The organism is Massilia sp. LMS1-1-1.1, assembly GCF_040815535.1.
Taxonomy (GTDB): Bacteria; Pseudomonadota; Gammaproteobacteria; order Burkholderiales; family Burkholderiaceae_D; genus Janthinobacterium; species Janthinobacterium aestuarii.
In genome coordinates this window covers 1,042,739-1,057,058 of record NZ_JBFPNG010000001.1, presented here as the reverse complement: position 1 = coordinate 1,057,058, position 14,320 = coordinate 1,042,739, and the positions used below count along the sequence as shown (strand labels likewise).

At 59.9% G+C, this 14,320-nt stretch carries 15 protein-coding genes; all 15 read left to right on the top strand.

The window, feature by feature from the left end; all coding sequences use genetic code 11:
* Positions 1–144: 144 nt before the first annotated feature.
* Complete coding sequence (gene plsX / locus MRBLMS1_RS04850) at positions 145–1,212, top strand: phosphate acyltransferase PlsX (protein WP_034749647.1); 1,068 nt, start codon at positions 145–147, stop codon at positions 1,210–1,212.
* A gap of 15 nt (positions 1,213–1,227) precedes the next feature.
* Positions 1,228–2,226, top strand: coding sequence for a beta-ketoacyl-ACP synthase III (locus MRBLMS1_RS04845; protein ID WP_128142573.1), 999 nt, complete (start codon positions 1,228–1,230; stop codon positions 2,224–2,226).
* Between the two features lie 54 nt (positions 2,227–2,280).
* Positions 2,281–3,222 carry an ACP S-malonyltransferase gene (gene fabD, locus MRBLMS1_RS04840; RefSeq protein WP_035820249.1) on the top strand — a complete coding sequence of 314 codons (942 nt, stop codon included), beginning with the start codon at positions 2,281–2,283 and terminating at the stop codon, positions 3,220–3,222.
* A gap of 49 nt (positions 3,223–3,271) precedes the next feature.
* A complete protein-coding gene (gene fabG, locus MRBLMS1_RS04835; protein ID WP_485878139.1) occupies positions 3,272–4,015 on the top strand; it encodes a 3-oxoacyl-ACP reductase FabG in 744 nt (247 codons plus the stop codon).
* Between the two features lie 178 nt (positions 4,016–4,193).
* Entirely contained in the window at positions 4,194–4,433 is a 240-nt protein-coding gene (gene acpP / locus MRBLMS1_RS04830; protein WP_008449912.1) for an acyl carrier protein, read from the top strand.
* Between the two features lie 29 nt (positions 4,434–4,462).
* The gene (gene fabF / locus MRBLMS1_RS04825) at positions 4,463–5,713 is read left to right on the top strand and encodes a beta-ketoacyl-ACP synthase II (RefSeq protein ID WP_485878137.1); all 1,251 of its coding nucleotides are present in this window, start codon (positions 4,463–4,465) and stop codon (positions 5,711–5,713) included.
* A 163-nt stretch (positions 5,714–5,876) separates the two neighbouring features.
* Positions 5,877–6,353: a hypothetical protein gene (locus tag MRBLMS1_RS04820; protein ID WP_485878135.1), complete on the top strand. Its 477-nt coding sequence runs from the start codon at positions 5,877–5,879 to the stop codon at positions 6,351–6,353.
* Between the two features lie 66 nt (positions 6,354–6,419).
* Positions 6,420–7,043 carry an RNA polymerase sigma factor RpoE gene (rpoE, locus tag MRBLMS1_RS04815; RefSeq protein WP_034749631.1) on the top strand — a complete coding sequence of 208 codons (624 nt, stop codon included), beginning with the start codon at positions 6,420–6,422 and terminating at the stop codon, positions 7,041–7,043.
* A gap of 71 nt (positions 7,044–7,114) precedes the next feature.
* Positions 7,115–7,450 carry a sigma-E factor negative regulatory protein gene (locus MRBLMS1_RS04810; protein WP_485878134.1) on the top strand — a complete coding sequence of 112 codons (336 nt, stop codon included), beginning with the start codon at positions 7,115–7,117 and terminating at the stop codon, positions 7,448–7,450.
* Positions 7,451–7,685: 235 nt separating this feature from the next.
* Positions 7,686–9,182, top strand: coding sequence for a DegQ family serine endoprotease (locus tag MRBLMS1_RS04805; protein WP_072452887.1), 1,497 nt, complete (start codon positions 7,686–7,688; stop codon positions 9,180–9,182).
* 52 nt (positions 9,183–9,234) lie between these two features.
* The gene (locus tag MRBLMS1_RS04800) at positions 9,235–9,480 is read left to right on the top strand and encodes a glutaredoxin family protein (RefSeq protein ID WP_485878132.1); all 246 of its coding nucleotides are present in this window, start codon (positions 9,235–9,237) and stop codon (positions 9,478–9,480) included.
* Positions 9,481–9,783: 303 nt separating this feature from the next.
* Positions 9,784–11,574, top strand: a complete 1,791-nt coding sequence (lepA, locus tag MRBLMS1_RS04795) for a translation elongation factor 4 (protein ID WP_034749621.1) — start codon at positions 9,784–9,786, stop codon at positions 11,572–11,574.
* 3 nt (positions 11,575–11,577) lie between these two features.
* Positions 11,578–12,495: a signal peptidase I gene (lepB, locus tag MRBLMS1_RS04790; protein WP_485878130.1), complete on the top strand. Its 918-nt coding sequence runs from the start codon at positions 11,578–11,580 to the stop codon at positions 12,493–12,495.
* 92 nt (positions 12,496–12,587) lie between these two features.
* A complete protein-coding gene (gene rnc, locus MRBLMS1_RS04785) occupies positions 12,588–13,403 on the top strand; it encodes a ribonuclease III (protein ID WP_034749615.1) in 816 nt (271 codons plus the stop codon).
* Between the two features lies 1 nt (position 13,404).
* Entirely contained in the window at positions 13,405–14,307 is a 903-nt protein-coding gene (era, locus tag MRBLMS1_RS04780) for a GTPase Era (RefSeq protein WP_046683972.1), read from the top strand.
* Positions 14,308–14,320 lie beyond the last annotated feature (13 nt).

Here is a 14,320-nt window from a genome sequence, read left to right as displayed (position 1 = left end):
TTTTTTATCGGCTGCAATTCATCTTGCACACCCGTCATTTTGAATCACGCTGTCCAGGCCTGTGCATGACATGCTGCACCCTGCATATGCTCCAGTCCGATTCACATCTTGCCGCACGCCCGCAGCGGTATTGAATCAACACAAATGACAATCAAAATTTCTATCGACTGCATGGGCGGAGATCACGGTCCCTCAGTCACTATCCCCGCAGCAATTTCCTTCGTAAAACATGAGCCTGAAGCCGAACTGATCCTTGTTGGATTGGAAGACGTGATCCGTGCCGAACTGAAGAAACATAAAGCCGACACGCATCCGCGCCTGTCGGTATTGCATGCATCCGAACAAGTTACCATGGACGATCCCCTGGAAGTGGCCCTGCGCCGCAAGAAGGATTCCTCCATGCGCGTGGCCATCGAACAGGTCAAGAACGGCGTGGCGCAAGCCTCCGTTTCCGCCGGTAATACGGCAGCCCTGATGGCCGTGTCGCGCTATGTATTGAAAACCATGTCCGGCGTCGATCGCCCGGCCATCTGCAGCATCTTGCCGAATCAAAAGAACGGCCCGACCTACATGCTGGACCTGGGCGCGAACGTCGATTGCGAACCGCATCACTTGCACCAGTTCGCCATCATGGGTTCCGTGCTCGTTTCCGCCATGGAAGGTATCGAGCGCCCGACGATCGGCTTGCTGAACGTGGGCACGGAAGATATCAAGGGCAATGAAGTGGTGAAACTCACCTCGAAGCTGCTGCAGGCCGACCACGAGCGTGGCGCGCTGAACTTCTACGGCAACGTGGAAGGCAATGATATCTTCAAGGGCACGACCGATATCGTCGTCTGCGACGGTTTCGTCGGTAATGTCACCCTGAAAGCCATCGAAGGCCTGGCGCGCTTCATGAAAGACGTGCTCACTTCCGAATTCAAGCGCAATCCGATTACCATGCTGGGCGCACTGATCGCCCGCGGGGCCCTGAAAGCCATCGGCAACCGCTTGAATCCTTCGCGTTACAACGGCGCCAGCCTGCTGGGCTTGCGTGGCCTCGTCTTCAAGAGCCATGGCAGCGCCGATGCCTATTCGTTCGAATGGGCCTTGCGCCGCGCTTTTGATGCGGCAAAAAATGACGTGCAAGCGCACTTGGCCAGCATGATCGCCGAGCTGATGCCCCGCACGCCAGTTCCGGATGAACCTACATCAACAAGCTCTACCATTTAGTGGACGGGTACTTGCATGACTGTTTTTAGCAAAACTTACAGCAAAATTATCGGTACCGGCAGCTACTTGCCGGAGAAGCGCGTCACCAACCAGGACTTGACCGAACAGCTCGCCGCCAAGGGCATCGAGACGTCGGATGAATGGATCGTCTCGCGCAGCGGCATCTCGGCGCGCCATTACGCGGCGCCAACGCAAAATTCCTCGGACCTGGGCGTGGAAGCGGCCAAGAAGGCCCTGGAAATGGCTGGCCTGAACGGCAACGACCTCGACCTGATCATCGTCGCCAGCTCGACTCCCGATTTCTTCGGCAGCTTCCCCAGCACGGCCTGCATCGTGCAAAACAAACTGGGCATCACGAACAACTGCGCCGCCGTCGACGTGCAAGCCGTCTGCAGCGGTTTCGTGTATGCGGTGGCCACGGCCGACAGCTTCATCCAGTCGGGCATGCATAAAAACGTGCTGGTGATCGGCGCCGAAGTGTTTTCGCGCATCCTCAATTTCGACGACCGCGGTACCTGCGTGCTGTTCGGCGACGGCGCCGGCGCCATCGTCATGACGGCGTCAAAAGAGCCGGGCATCCTGGCCACCAAGCTGCACGCGGACGGTCGCCACTCGAACATCCTCAGCGTGCCGGGCAGCCTGGCTGGCGGCGCGCTGGACGGTAGCGCCTTCCTGTACATGGATGGCCCGGCCGTCTTCAAGCTGGCCGTGTCCGTGCTGGAAAAAGTCGCGCATGAAGCCCTGGAGCACGCCAACATGACGTCGGACCAGATCGACTGGCTGATCCCGCACCAGGCGAACATCCGCATCATGAACAGCACGGCCAAGAAACTCGGCTTGCCTCTGGAAAAGATGGTGGTCACCGTCGACCAGCATGGCAACACCTCTGCCGCCTCGATCCCGTTGGCACTCGACATCGCCGTGCGCGACGGCCGGGTCAAGAAGGGCGACAACGTCATGATGGAAGGCGTGGGCGGCGGCTTTACCTGGGGCGCCGTGCTGGCAAGAATGTGATGGCCGAAGGCTGACTTTGGTTCTCTGAGTAAATAGTAAAAAAACGGAGTCGACATGACACAATTTGCATTTGTTTTCCCAGGCCAAGGCTCGCAAGCGATTGCGATGCTCGACGGTTTCGCCGGCAACCCAGTGGTTGCGCAAACCGTCGCTGAAGCGTCGGATGCCCTGCAATTCGACCTGGGCAAGCTGATCGCCGAAGGTCCGAAGGAAGAGCTGGATCTGACCACCAATACGCAGCCGGTGATGTTGACGGCGGCCGTGGCTTTCTACCGGGCCTGGCTGGCGGCCGGCGGCCCCGTGCCGACGGTCGTGGCCGGTCACAGCCTCGGTGAATACTCGGCGCTGGTCGCCGCGGGCGTCATCTCGTTCAAGGATGCCGTGCCGCTCGTGCGTTTCCGCGCGCAAGCCATGCAGGAAGCCGTGCCGGTGGGGCAGGGCACGATGGCTGTCGTGCTGGGCCTGTCGGACGACGACGTGCGCGCCGCCTGTGCGGAAGCGGCGGCGGAAAACCCGGCTCTCGTGGTCGAGCCTGTCAATTTCAATGCGCCAGCGCAAGTCGTCATCGCCGGCCATACGGCTGCCGTCGAGCGCGCCTGCGAACTGGCCAAGGCCAAGGGCGCCAAGCGTGCCATGAAGCTGCCCGTCTCCGCGCCATTCCACTCGTCGCTGCTGAAGCCTGCATCGGACCGCTTGCGCGAATACATGGCCGGCTTGACGTTCTCGGCGCCGCAGATCGCGCTGATCAACAACGTCGACGTGGCCATCGTCAACGACGTTGCCGGCATCAAGGATGCGCTCGTGCGCCAGGCAGCCAGCCCCGTGCGCTGGGTGGAAACCATGCAAAAAGTGGCGGCAGACGGCATCACGCAAGTGATCGAATGCGGTCCGGGCAAGGTCCTGATGGGCCTGGCCAAGCGCATCGATCCCGTGCTCGTGGGTGACGCCATCGTTGACCAGGCATCGCTGGAACGTATTTTGACGCAGCTCAAATAAACATCAGACCGCGGCAGCTTGCCTGCCGCGCTTGCATTTAAGGATACTCATGAATTTAGCAAATCAAATCGTGCTGGTCACGGGCGCCTCGCGCGGCATCGGCCGCGCCATCGCCACCGAACTGGGCAAACAGGGTGCTACCGTGGTCGGCACCGCCACCTCGGAAAGCGGCGCGCAAGCGATCACCGATTACCTGGTCGCCGAAGGCGTGACGGGCAAGGGCCTGGTCCTGAACGTGACCGATGCGGCGCGTTGCGCGGCCGTCGTCGACGAAGTGCAGAAAACCTACGGCAGCTTGTCGATCCTCGTCAACAATGCGGGCATCACGCAAGACCAGCTGGCCATGCGCATGAAGGATGAAGAGTGGGACAGTGTCATTTCCACCAACCTGTCGGCCGTCGGCCGCCTGTCGCGCGCAGTACTGCGTGGCATGATGAAAGCCAAAACTGGGCGTATCATTAATATCACGTCGGTGGTGGCTTCGTCGGGCAATCCGGGGCAAATGAATTACGCGGCGGCCAAGGCCGGCGTGGAAGGCATGAGCCGCGCCCTGGCGCGCGAAATCGGCAGCCGCAACATTACCGTGAATTGCATCGCCCCTGGCTTCATCGATACCGACATGACCAAGGCGCTGAGCGAAGAGCAGCACGCGGCCCTGTTGACGCAAATTCCCCTGTCCCGCCTGGGCAAACCGGAAGACGTGGCGGCGGCGGTAGCCTTTTTGGCCTCGCCGCAAGCGGCATATATCACGGGCACGACCCTGCACGTGAACGGTGGAATGTACATGAATTGATGTGAAAGCTAGACGGGGCGGGCGTTTGTGGCATGATTCAACGGCCGTTTTTGTCTATAATCGCATCTTTTAGCAGCAGCTTCGGTCGAATTAGCAGCAGACACCGAAATTAGTATTCGGACGCGCAAACCTGATAAAATGCGCGCACTTTCCGTAACACACACTTTGGAGCCATAACATGTCGGATATCGAACAACGCGTTAAGAAAATCGTCGCTGAGCAACTGGGCGTTGCAGAAGCAGACATCAAAATCGAATCCTCCTTCGTCGACGATCTCGGCGCCGATTCCCTGGACACCGTGGAACTGGTCATGGCCCTGGAAGACGAATTCGAAATGGAAATCCCTGACGAACAAGCTGAAAAAATCACCACCGTGCAACAGGCGATCGACTACGCCACTGCACACGTCAAGGCCTAAGCCTGTCTGACCGACTTCAGGAGAATCGCTTGAGCCGTTCTAAAAACCGTCGTGTTGTTGTCACCGGCCTGGGCTGCGTTTCACCTGTCGGCAATACTATTGCCGAGGCGTGGGGCGCAATCATTGAAGGTAAATCCGGCATTGCCACGATTACCAAGTTTGATGCACAGCCATTCACCACGCATTTTGCTGGTGAAGTCAAAGGCTTCAATATCGAAGAGTACATCTCCGGTAAGGAAGCCCGCCACATGGATACCTTTATCCATTACGGCATGGCTGCGGGCATCCAGGCGATGCAGGACTCCGGCCTGGAAGTGACCGAAGAAAACGCCGAGCGTATCGGCGTGATCATCGGTTCCGGTATCGGCGGCTTGCCGCTGATCGAGGAAACCAAGTCCGAGTACGAAAAGCGCGGTCCGCGCCGTATCTCGCCATTTTTCGTGCCTGCCTCGATCATTAACATGATCTCTGGCAACCTTTCGATCAAATATGGTTTGAAGGGCCCGAACCTGGCGATCGTTACAGCGTGTACCACCGGTTTGCACAGCATCGGTGCCGCAGCGCGCATGATCGAGTACGGCGATGCCGACGTCATGATCGCCGGCGGTGCTGAATCGACCGTGTCGCCACTGGGCCTGGGCGGTTTCGCTTCGGCGCGTGCCTTGTCGACCCGCAACGACGATCCGGCGACGGCATCGCGTCCGTGGGATACCGACCGCGACGGCTTCGTGCTGGGCGAGGGCGCTGGCGTCATGGTGCTGGAAGAGTACGAGCACGCGGTGGCCCGTGGTGCCAAGATCTATGCCGAAGTACATGGTTTCGGGATGAGCGCAGATGCTTATCACATGACCTCGCCGCTGGAAGATGGTAGCGGCGGCAGCAAATCGGTGATCGCGGCCCTCAACAACGCTGGCTTGAACGCGGATCAGATTCAGTACCTGAACGCGCACGGCACGTCGACCCCGCAAGGCGACGTGGCGGAAGTGATGGGCATCAAACGCACCTTCGGCGAGCACGCCAAGAAGCTGGTTGTCAACTCGACCAAGTCGATGACGGGCCATTTGCTGGGCGGCGCGGGCGGTCTGGAAGCGGTGTTTACGGTCCTGGCATTGCACCATCAGGTGTCGCCACCGACCATCAACATCTTCAACCAGGATCCGGCTTGCGATCTCGATTTCTGTGCCAACACGGCGCGGGATATGAAGATCGATTATGCAGTGAAGAATTCGTTCGGCTTCGGCGGAACGAATGGCACGCTGATTTTCGGTAAAGCGAAATAAGCAGGAACTTTCAAGCGCTCGCTACGGTCAAACTGTAGTGAGCGCTGATTCGGCGCCAACGTTCGTTGGTGCCTGAATTTGCCCGGCATGTTGCCGGCGCGCCTTTTTTTTCCCATGAAGTATGTCAATCGCGGTAGCGGCTGTTATTCGCACGCCTGTCTGTTTGCGTCTGTTGCAAGCGGCGCTGGGACTGTGTGCCTTGCTGGCTGCCTGGCCCTTGAGCGGTGCGTGGCGCGTTGCGGCCGTGTCCGGCCCAGGCCCCGGCCAGATGGTGGGCGCTTATGCGCTGGGCTGGAGCGGTGCACTGTTGAGTGCGGCTGGCGGCGTGTTTTTACTGGCTTTGCTGCGCAGGCGCAGAAAGCCGCACACGCTTGATATTTCGCCGGTTGGCCAGTTGCGGCTGGCGGTATATCTGGAGCATGGCGGAGCGCCAGGGGGGGATGCCAGCAGCGTGGCGGTGCCGCCGGGGCTGCGCCTGTTGCCGGGCTCGACCCTGTGGCCGTCGCTGCTGGTGCTGTGCCTGGCCGATGCCGTGGGGCGGCGCACGCAGGTGCTGGTGCAGCGCGGCGGCAGCTGCGCCGCCTTCCGCCCGCTGGCCGTGGCGTGCCGGGCCATCGCAGCCCGGAATGGGAAAGAATAAAAATGGGTCGAACACTGAACTTCTTGCAGCGGGCCAACTCTATATCCATACAGGCGCCCACGCTGCATGACTACAGGGACATTGGGCGTGAGGACAGAGCGCGAGTATGATCAGTTACTGGTCGAGCGGGTGCAGGCTGGCGACAAACGGGCATTTGATGTGCTGGTATCGAAATACCAGCGCCGCTTGATGCGCCTTGTGTCGCGCCTTGTGCATGACCCGGCGGAGGCCGAAGATGTGGTTCAGGAAACCTTTATCAAGGCATACCGGGCGCTGCGCCATTTTCGCGGCGAGGCCGCCTTTTATACCTGGCTGTACCGCATCGGCATCAATACGGCCAAGAATTATCTTGTCACGCAGGGGCGCCGCGCGGCCACGTCCAGCGATACCGACGCCGAGCAGGCAGAGTCCTTTGATGATGGCAATAAATTGCGGGACAACAATACACCCGAATCGGTGCTGGCCAGCAAGCAGATTGCGGCCACCGTCAATGCGGCCATGGATGTACTGCCCATCGAATTGCGCACGGCCATCGTGCTGCGCGAAATCGAGGGCCTGAGCTATGAAGAAATATCGGAGATCATGGCGTGCCCCATCGGCACCGTGCGCAGCCGGATTTTTCGCGCGCGCGAAGTGATTGCGGAGAAATTGAAACCGTTGCTGGACATGCCAATTGACAAGCGCTGGTAATCTGGGAGTATGAGGTTGGCATGGCTGTGTCCGGTTTCCGCACCGATCCCTTTGAAATGGCAGGACCCATCATGGATACGCATACAAGATTGCACGAGACTATTTCCGCCCTGGCCGATGGCGAGCTGGCGGCGAGCGAACTCGAACTGGCTTTTGCCGCCCTCGACACGGATGAGGGGCGGCAGATCTGGGATGCCTATCGCCATATCGGTGACGTGCTGCGCTCGGAGCAGTGCGGCCATGCACTGAGCGCCCAGTTCGATGCGCGCCTGGCCAGCCGCCTGGCCGCCGAGGCGGCGCCTGAGGGGCTGGCTGCCCATGCTGAGCCGCTGCTGCCCCTGTCCGCCGCCATCGTGCCGCCGGGCACTGCCGAGCCGCTGGAGGCGGGGCCGCTGGCGCAACGCTAAGAACTGTTTGCCATCTTATGCCAGGCTTAACGTTCCTGTCGCCCTCTTGACACTGGAGTTCGGTACGATTGACACTGTGCGCAGGCAATATCTTGCTTTTGCGATATATTGTTGCTGCCATGCGCGCTGCCGGGTGTGTTTGCCCCCGGGATTGCGTCGTGACGGCCAATCATGCACGCAGGCAATAGTCTGATCCGCGGTTTGATCCGTTTCTATATTCGAGAAGATCTTTTCCATGAAAAAAAACATGTGTGCTGCCAGCAAGTCGTTTTCAGTGAAGACGCTTTCCGCCTTATTGTTCGGTACGGCTGGCGTCTTTTTTGCCCCCTCCATGCTGGGCCTGGCGCCACAGGCGCAGGCTGCCGTGCCGGCCGTGAAATTGCCTGATTTCTCGGACCTGGTCGACGCCGTCGGTCCGGCCGTCGTGAATATCCGCACCACCGAGCGCCTGAAAATGAACGGCGCCGGCGTCGGCAGCCAGGATGAACAGGAAATGCAGGAATTCCTGCGCCGCTTCTTTGGCGGCGCCATGCCGACGCCGCGCCAGCAGGCGCCACGCGGCGGCCGCCGCGCCGTGCCGCAGGAGCAGGAAGTGCAGCGCGGCGTCGGTTCCGGCTTTATCATCTCGGCCGATGGCTACGTGCTGAGCAATGCCCACGTCGTCGACGGCGCCGATGAAGTCTACGTGACCCTGACGGACAAGCGCGAATTCAAGGCCAAGGTGATCGGCGCCGATGCGCGCACCGACGTGGCCCTGCTGAAAATCGAGGGTGGGAACCTGCCGCGCCTGACCATCGGCGACTCGAACAAGATACGCGTGGGCGAGTGGGTCATCGCCATCGGCTCGCCGTTCAACCTGGAAAACTCGGTGACGGCCGGTATCATTTCCGCCAAGTCACGCGACACGGGCGACTATTTGCCCTTGATCCAGAGCGACGTGGCCGTCAATCCCGGCAACTCGGGCGGTCCGCTGATCAATATGCGCGGCGAAGTGATCGGCATCAATTCGCAGATCGCTACCTTGTCCGGCGCCTACAATGGCATTTCGTTTGCCGTGCCCATCGATGAAGCCATGCGCGTGGGCGAGCAGCTGAAAAAAACGGGTAAAGTCGTGCGCGGCCGCATCGGCGTGCAGATCGGCGAAGTGAGCAAGGACGTGGCGGAATCGCTGGGCTTGCCGAATGCCAAGGGCGCGCAAGTGTCGATGGTGGAGCCGGGCGGTCCGGCCGACAAGGCGGGCATCAAGCCGGGCGACATCATCCTGAAATTCAACGGCGCTCAGATCGAGCGCTCTTCCGACCTGCCGCGCCTGGTCGGTGGCGCCGCCGTCAACGGCAAGTCCACGCTCACTGTGTGGCGCAAGGGGGCACAGCAGGACATCCCCGTCACCGTCGTCGAGCTGGAAAGCGAGAAAACGGCGAAGAAGAGCGCCAAGGAGCCGGAAGCGCAAGCCGTCAATGCCCTGGGTCTGAAGGTCAGCGACGTGCCGGCCGCGAAGAAGCAGGAACTGAAGATCGACGCGGGCGTGCAGGTCGACGAGGCCGATGGCGTGGCGGCCCTGGCCGGCCTGCAGCCTGGCGATGTGATCTTGCAACTGAATAACGTTGCCGTGAAAGACGCCAGGCAGTTCAATGCCCTGGTCGCCAAGCTCGATCCGAAGAAGACGTCGGCCTTGCTGGTACGCCGTGGCGACGTGGCGCAATTCGTGTCGCTGCGCCCATCGGCGAAGTAAAATGTGATCATCCCGCATTCCGGCTGCGGCCGGGATGCGGTATCCTGCCGCCATGCACTTCACCCTCTATTCCCGCAGTTATTGCCACCTTTGCCAGGACATGCTCGACGCCTTGCTCCTGCTGCAGCCGCCCGGAAAACCGTTCACGGTGGACGTGATCGACATCGATGAGTCGCCTGATGCAAGCTTGCTGACCCGTTTCGACGAGCTGGTGCCAGTGCTGTTTGCCGACCTGGCGCAGCCTGAACTCTGCCATTATTTTCTCGACGAGCAGGCCGTGCGGCGCTGCCTGGTGTAGCTTGATTGTCAATATTGACACTGCATTGCACCATTCTGGTGCTGAAAACAGCTGAAAATCTCGGCTTGCCCCGGTGCCGGCCTCATAAGACGGGCTTTCTACTCTGAAATCCGGTAAAATGGGGAGGTCGAAAAAGCTACTGTCCGAGGCAGCAGCTTCTGTCGCTTCAAAAGCGCTCGCCTGGGCATGCAGATGTCCTGCTCGGAGCGCTTTTTTTATCATGAGCGGGGCGCCGGGTTTGGCCCGGGCATGATCCCCTTGATTCCTGTTAAGCAGTGTCGTCACTCGCACATATATTAGTTAATGAACAACATACGCAATTTCTCCATCATCGCCCATATTGACCACGGTAAATCGACCCTGGCTGACCGCATCATTCAATTGTGCGGCGGCTTGTCCGACCGCGAGATGGAGGCGCAGGTGCTCGATTCGATGGATCTGGAGCGCGAGCGCGGCATTACCATCAAGGCGCAAACGGCGGCCCTGCACTACAAGGCGCGCGATGGCCAGATCTACAACCTGAACCTGATCGATACGCCGGGCCACGTCGACTTCAGCTATGAAGTGTCGCGCTCGCTGTCGGCGTGCGAAGGCGCGCTGCTGGTCGTGGACGCGTCGCAAGGCGTGGAAGCGCAAACGGTGGCCAACTGCTACACGGCGCTGGACCTGGGCGTGGAAGTGGTGCCCGTCCTGAACAAGATCGACTTGCCAAACGCGGACCCGCCGAGCGCCATTGCCGAGATCGAAGACGTGATCGGCATCGACGCGGGCGACGCCGTGCATTGCTCGGCCAAGACGGGCTTCGGCGTGCTGGACGTGCTCGAGCAACTGATCGTCAAGGTACCGCCACCGAAGGGCGACCCGGACGCGCCGCTGCAGGCGCTGATCGTCGACTCCTGGTATGACGCCTATGTGGGCGTGGTCATGCTGGTGCGCGTCATCAACGGTACCCTGAAACCGAAAGACAAGATTCGCCTGATGGCCACCGATTCGGTGCAGCTGGTGGAAGACATCGGCGTGTTTTCGCCACGTTCGCAATCCTTGCCGCAATTGTCGGCAGGCCAGGTGGGCTTCATCATCGCCGGCATCAAGGAATTGAAGGCAGCCAAGGTGGGCGATACCGTCACCCTGGCCAACCGTCCTGCCGCCGCGCCATTGCCCGGCTTCAAGGAAGTGCAGCCGCAAGTGTTCGCCGGCCTGTTCCCCGTGGAAGCAAACCAGTACGACGCGCTGCGCGACTCGCTGGAAAAGCTGAAACTGAACGACGCGGCCCTGATGTACGAGCCGGAAGTGTCGCAGGCGCTGGGCTTCGGCTTCCGCTGCGGCTTCCTGGGCTTGCTGCACATGGAAATCGTGCAGGAGCGCCTCGAGCGCGAATTTGACATGGACCTGATCACCACGGCGCCTACCGTGGTGTACGAAGTGATCCAGCGCGACGGCACCATGATCAACGTCGACAACCCGTCGAAGATGCCCGATCCGTCGCGCATCGAGGAAGTGCGCGAGCCTATCGTCACCGTCAATCTGTACATGCCGCAGGAATATGTGGGCTCCGTGATTACCTTGTGTATCGGCAAGCGCGGTATCCAGATGGACATGAGCTACCACGGCCGCCAGGTCAAGCTCGTGTATGAAATGCCGATGGCCGAGATCGTGCTGGACTTCTTCGACCGCCTGAAATCGACGTCGCGCGGCTATGCCTCGATGGATTACGAGTTCAAGGAATACCGCGCGGCCGACGTGGTCAAGGTCGACATGCTGATCAACAGCGAAAAAGTCGATGCGCTGGCCATCATTGTCCACCGTTCGAACAGCCAGTACCGTGGCCGCCAGGTGGCCGCCAAGATGCGCGAACTGATCCCGCGCCAGATGTTCGACGTGGCGATTCAAGCGACCATCGGCGCGAACATCATTTCGCGCGAGAACGTAAAAGCCTTGCGCAAGAACGTCTTGGCCAAGTGCTATGGCGGCGACATCAGCCGCAAGAAAAAATTGCTGGAAAAACAAAAAGCGGGCAAGAAACGCATGAAGCAAGTGGGTTCCGTGGAGATCCCGCAAGAAGCATTCCTGGCAATTTTACAAGTGGATGGTTAATCAATGAACCTGCAAGTGATTTTAGGAAATTTCGCTTTAATCCTGTTCGTGCTGATGGTGTTGACGGGTCTGGTCTGGTGCCTCGATGTATTTTATCTGTCCAAGCAGCGCCGCAAGGCGGCCGACCGTGCCCTGGCTGAATTTGATGCGCGCCAGTCCAAGCTGGCCGCCGAGGGCATCAAGTCCGATGCGGGCGGCAGCCGCGCGAGCATCGAGGCGGCCCTGTTGCGCCAGCCGACCTGGGTCGAGTATTCGGGCAGCTTCTTCCCCGTCATCGCCCTCGTATTCTGCTTGCGTTCGTTCCTGTACGAGCCATTCAAGATCCCGTCGAGCTCGATGGTGCCGACCTTGCTGGTGGGCGATCTGATCCTGGTGAACAAGTTCACCTATGGTATTCGTTTGCCGATCGTCAACAAGCGCATCATTGAAGTCAACGATCCGCAACGCGGCGACGTGATGGTGTTCAAGTACCCGAAAGATATGTCGCAAGACTATATCAAGCGCGTGATCGGTGTGCCCGGTGATAAAATCACCTATGAAAACAAGCGCTTGACGGTCAACGGCAAGGAAGTGGCGTACACGCCGCTGGACGACTACCTGGACGATGAAAGCACGGTCTACCACAAGCAGCTGGAAGAAAACCTGACGGGCGTCAGCCACCGCATCCTCAACGACGAGCCTGCTCCTACGTTGAACTTGCGCGAAGTGAAGGATTTCCCGTACAAGGATGCGTGCAACTACAACGAAGACGGTTTTACGTGTGTAGTGCCACAAGGCAATTACTTCATGATGGGCGACAACCGCGACAATAGCGCGGACAGCCGCTACTGGGGCTTCGTGCCGAACGAGAACATCGTCGGCAAGGCTTTCCTCGTGTGGATGAACTTCAGCAACCCGAAACGTGTGGGCGGCATACACTAAGCCGGCCTGGTCTGTAATGGACCAACCATGGCTGCCGCGCCGATTCCCCGCGCGGCGGCCAGCCGAATTACTCAGATGACACAGAAACAACAATGAATCTTCAGCTATTGCAAACCCGTTTAGGCTATACGTTCCAGGATGCTGGCCTGTTGCAGCAAGCCTTGACGCATCGTAGCCACAGCAGTTTGCATAACGAGCGGCTGGAATTCCTCGGCGACTCCATCCTCAACTGCGTGGTCGCTTCCATCCTGTACGAACGCTTCAAGTCCATCGACGAGGGCGATCTGTCGCGCCTGCGCGCCAATCTGGTCAAGCAGCAGTCGCTGTATGAAATCGCGCAGAAGCTGGAATTGTCGCAATTTCTGCGCCTGGGTGAAGGCGAACTGAAATCGGGCGGTTTCCGCCGTCCATCGATCCTTGCCGACACCCTGGAAGCCTTGCTGGGCGCCATCTTCCTCGACACGGGCTTCGATGCGGCCAGCACGGTGATCCGCGCGTTCTACATCCCCATCCTCGACTCGGTCGATCCGCAAACCTTGGGCAAGGATGCCAAGACCCTGCTGCAGGAGTTTTTGCAAAGCAAGAAAATTTCGCTGCCACAGTACAACGTGGTGGCTACCCACGGCGCCGCCCACAGCCAGGAATTCGAGATCGAATGCCTGGTGCCGAAATTGAACATCCAGGTTTACGGCCGTGGCGGAAGCCGCCGCGCCGGTGAGCAAGCCGCCGCCAAACTGGCGCTGGACGTGGCCGAGCAGGCGCTGTTGAAGTCGCCTGCCGCCAGCCGCAAGCCCAAACCGCGCGCCGCCCAGCTCAAGCTGGCCGGCATTGCCACCATCCAGAGCGACGACGCGCAAGCCCCGGCTGCACCGGCGATCGCCGCTCACACTAAACAGAATCGACACTAGCATGACAGCCACCAAAATGCCCGACAACTTCCGCTGCGGCTATATCGCCATCGTGGGCCGCCCGAACGTGGGCAAATCGACCCTGATGAACGTGCTGATCGGCGCGAAGGTCAGCATCACTTCGCGCAAGGCGCAAACGACGCGCCACCGCATCACGGGCATCCAGACGGTGCCGGACGCGCAATTCATCTACGTCGACACGCCTGGTTTCCAGACGCGCCATTCGAACGCGCTGAACAAGACGTTGAACAAGACCGTCACGAACACCCTGATTTCCTCGGACGTGATTTTGTACGTGATCGAGGCGGGCACGTTTGGCCCGGCCGACCAGCAAGTGATGGACCTGCTGCCGAAGGAAGTGCCATGCATCCTCGTCATCAATAAATCGGACCGCGTGAAAGACAAGGCCGTGCTGCTGCCGTTCGCGCAAAAGGTCGCCGCCATGCGCGACTTCGCCGCCATCGTGCCCGTCTCGGCCAAGCTGCACTTCCAGCTGGAAGGCTTGCAGAACGAAATCAAACGCTTCCTGCCGGAAAACCAGCCGATCTTTGGCCCGGACGACATCACGGACCGCAGCGAGAAATTCCTCGCTTCGGAAATCGTGCGCGAAAAACTGTTCCGCTTCGTCGGCGACGAACTGCCGTACACGAGCACCGTGCTTATCGAGAAATTCGAGCAGGAAGGCGATCTGCGCCGCGTGTTCGCCGCCATCCTGGTCGAACGCGATACGCACAAGTCCATGATTATCGGCAACAAGGGCGCGCGCCTGAAGGAAGTGTCCACCCAGGCCCGCCTGGATATGGAAAAGCTGTTCGGCGGCCCTGTGTACCTGGAAATCTGGGTCAAGGTCAAGTCGGGCTGGGCCGACAACGAGGCGGGCTTGCGCGCCTACGGCTACGAGTAATCCGCAATCCGGG

Coding starts and splice junctions, on each gene's coding strand:
- plsX (WP_034749647.1), top strand. CDS start 145: ATGACAATCAAAATTTCTATCGACTGCATGGGCGGAGATCACGGTCCC.
- MRBLMS1_RS04845 (WP_128142573.1), top strand. CDS start 1,228: ATGACTGTTTTTAGCAAAACTTACAGCAAAATTATCGGTACCGGCAGC.
- fabD (WP_035820249.1), top strand. CDS start 2,281: ATGACACAATTTGCATTTGTTTTCCCAGGCCAAGGCTCGCAAGCGATT.
- fabG (WP_485878139.1), top strand. CDS start 3,272: ATGAATTTAGCAAATCAAATCGTGCTGGTCACGGGCGCCTCGCGCGGC.
- acpP (WP_008449912.1), top strand. CDS start 4,194: ATGTCGGATATCGAACAACGCGTTAAGAAAATCGTCGCTGAGCAACTG.
- rpoE (WP_034749631.1), top strand. CDS start 6,420: ATGACTACAGGGACATTGGGCGTGAGGACAGAGCGCGAGTATGATCAG.
- MRBLMS1_RS04810 (WP_485878134.1), top strand. CDS start 7,115: ATGGATACGCATACAAGATTGCACGAGACTATTTCCGCCCTGGCCGAT.
- MRBLMS1_RS04805 (WP_072452887.1), top strand. CDS start 7,686: ATGAAAAAAAACATGTGTGCTGCCAGCAAGTCGTTTTCAGTGAAGACG.
- MRBLMS1_RS04800 (WP_485878132.1), top strand. CDS start 9,235: ATGCACTTCACCCTCTATTCCCGCAGTTATTGCCACCTTTGCCAGGAC.
- lepA (WP_034749621.1), top strand. CDS start 9,784: ATGAACAACATACGCAATTTCTCCATCATCGCCCATATTGACCACGGT.
- lepB (WP_485878130.1), top strand. CDS start 11,578: ATGAACCTGCAAGTGATTTTAGGAAATTTCGCTTTAATCCTGTTCGTG.
- rnc (WP_034749615.1), top strand. CDS start 12,588: ATGAATCTTCAGCTATTGCAAACCCGTTTAGGCTATACGTTCCAGGAT.
- era (WP_046683972.1), top strand. CDS start 13,405: ATGACAGCCACCAAAATGCCCGACAACTTCCGCTGCGGCTATATCGCC.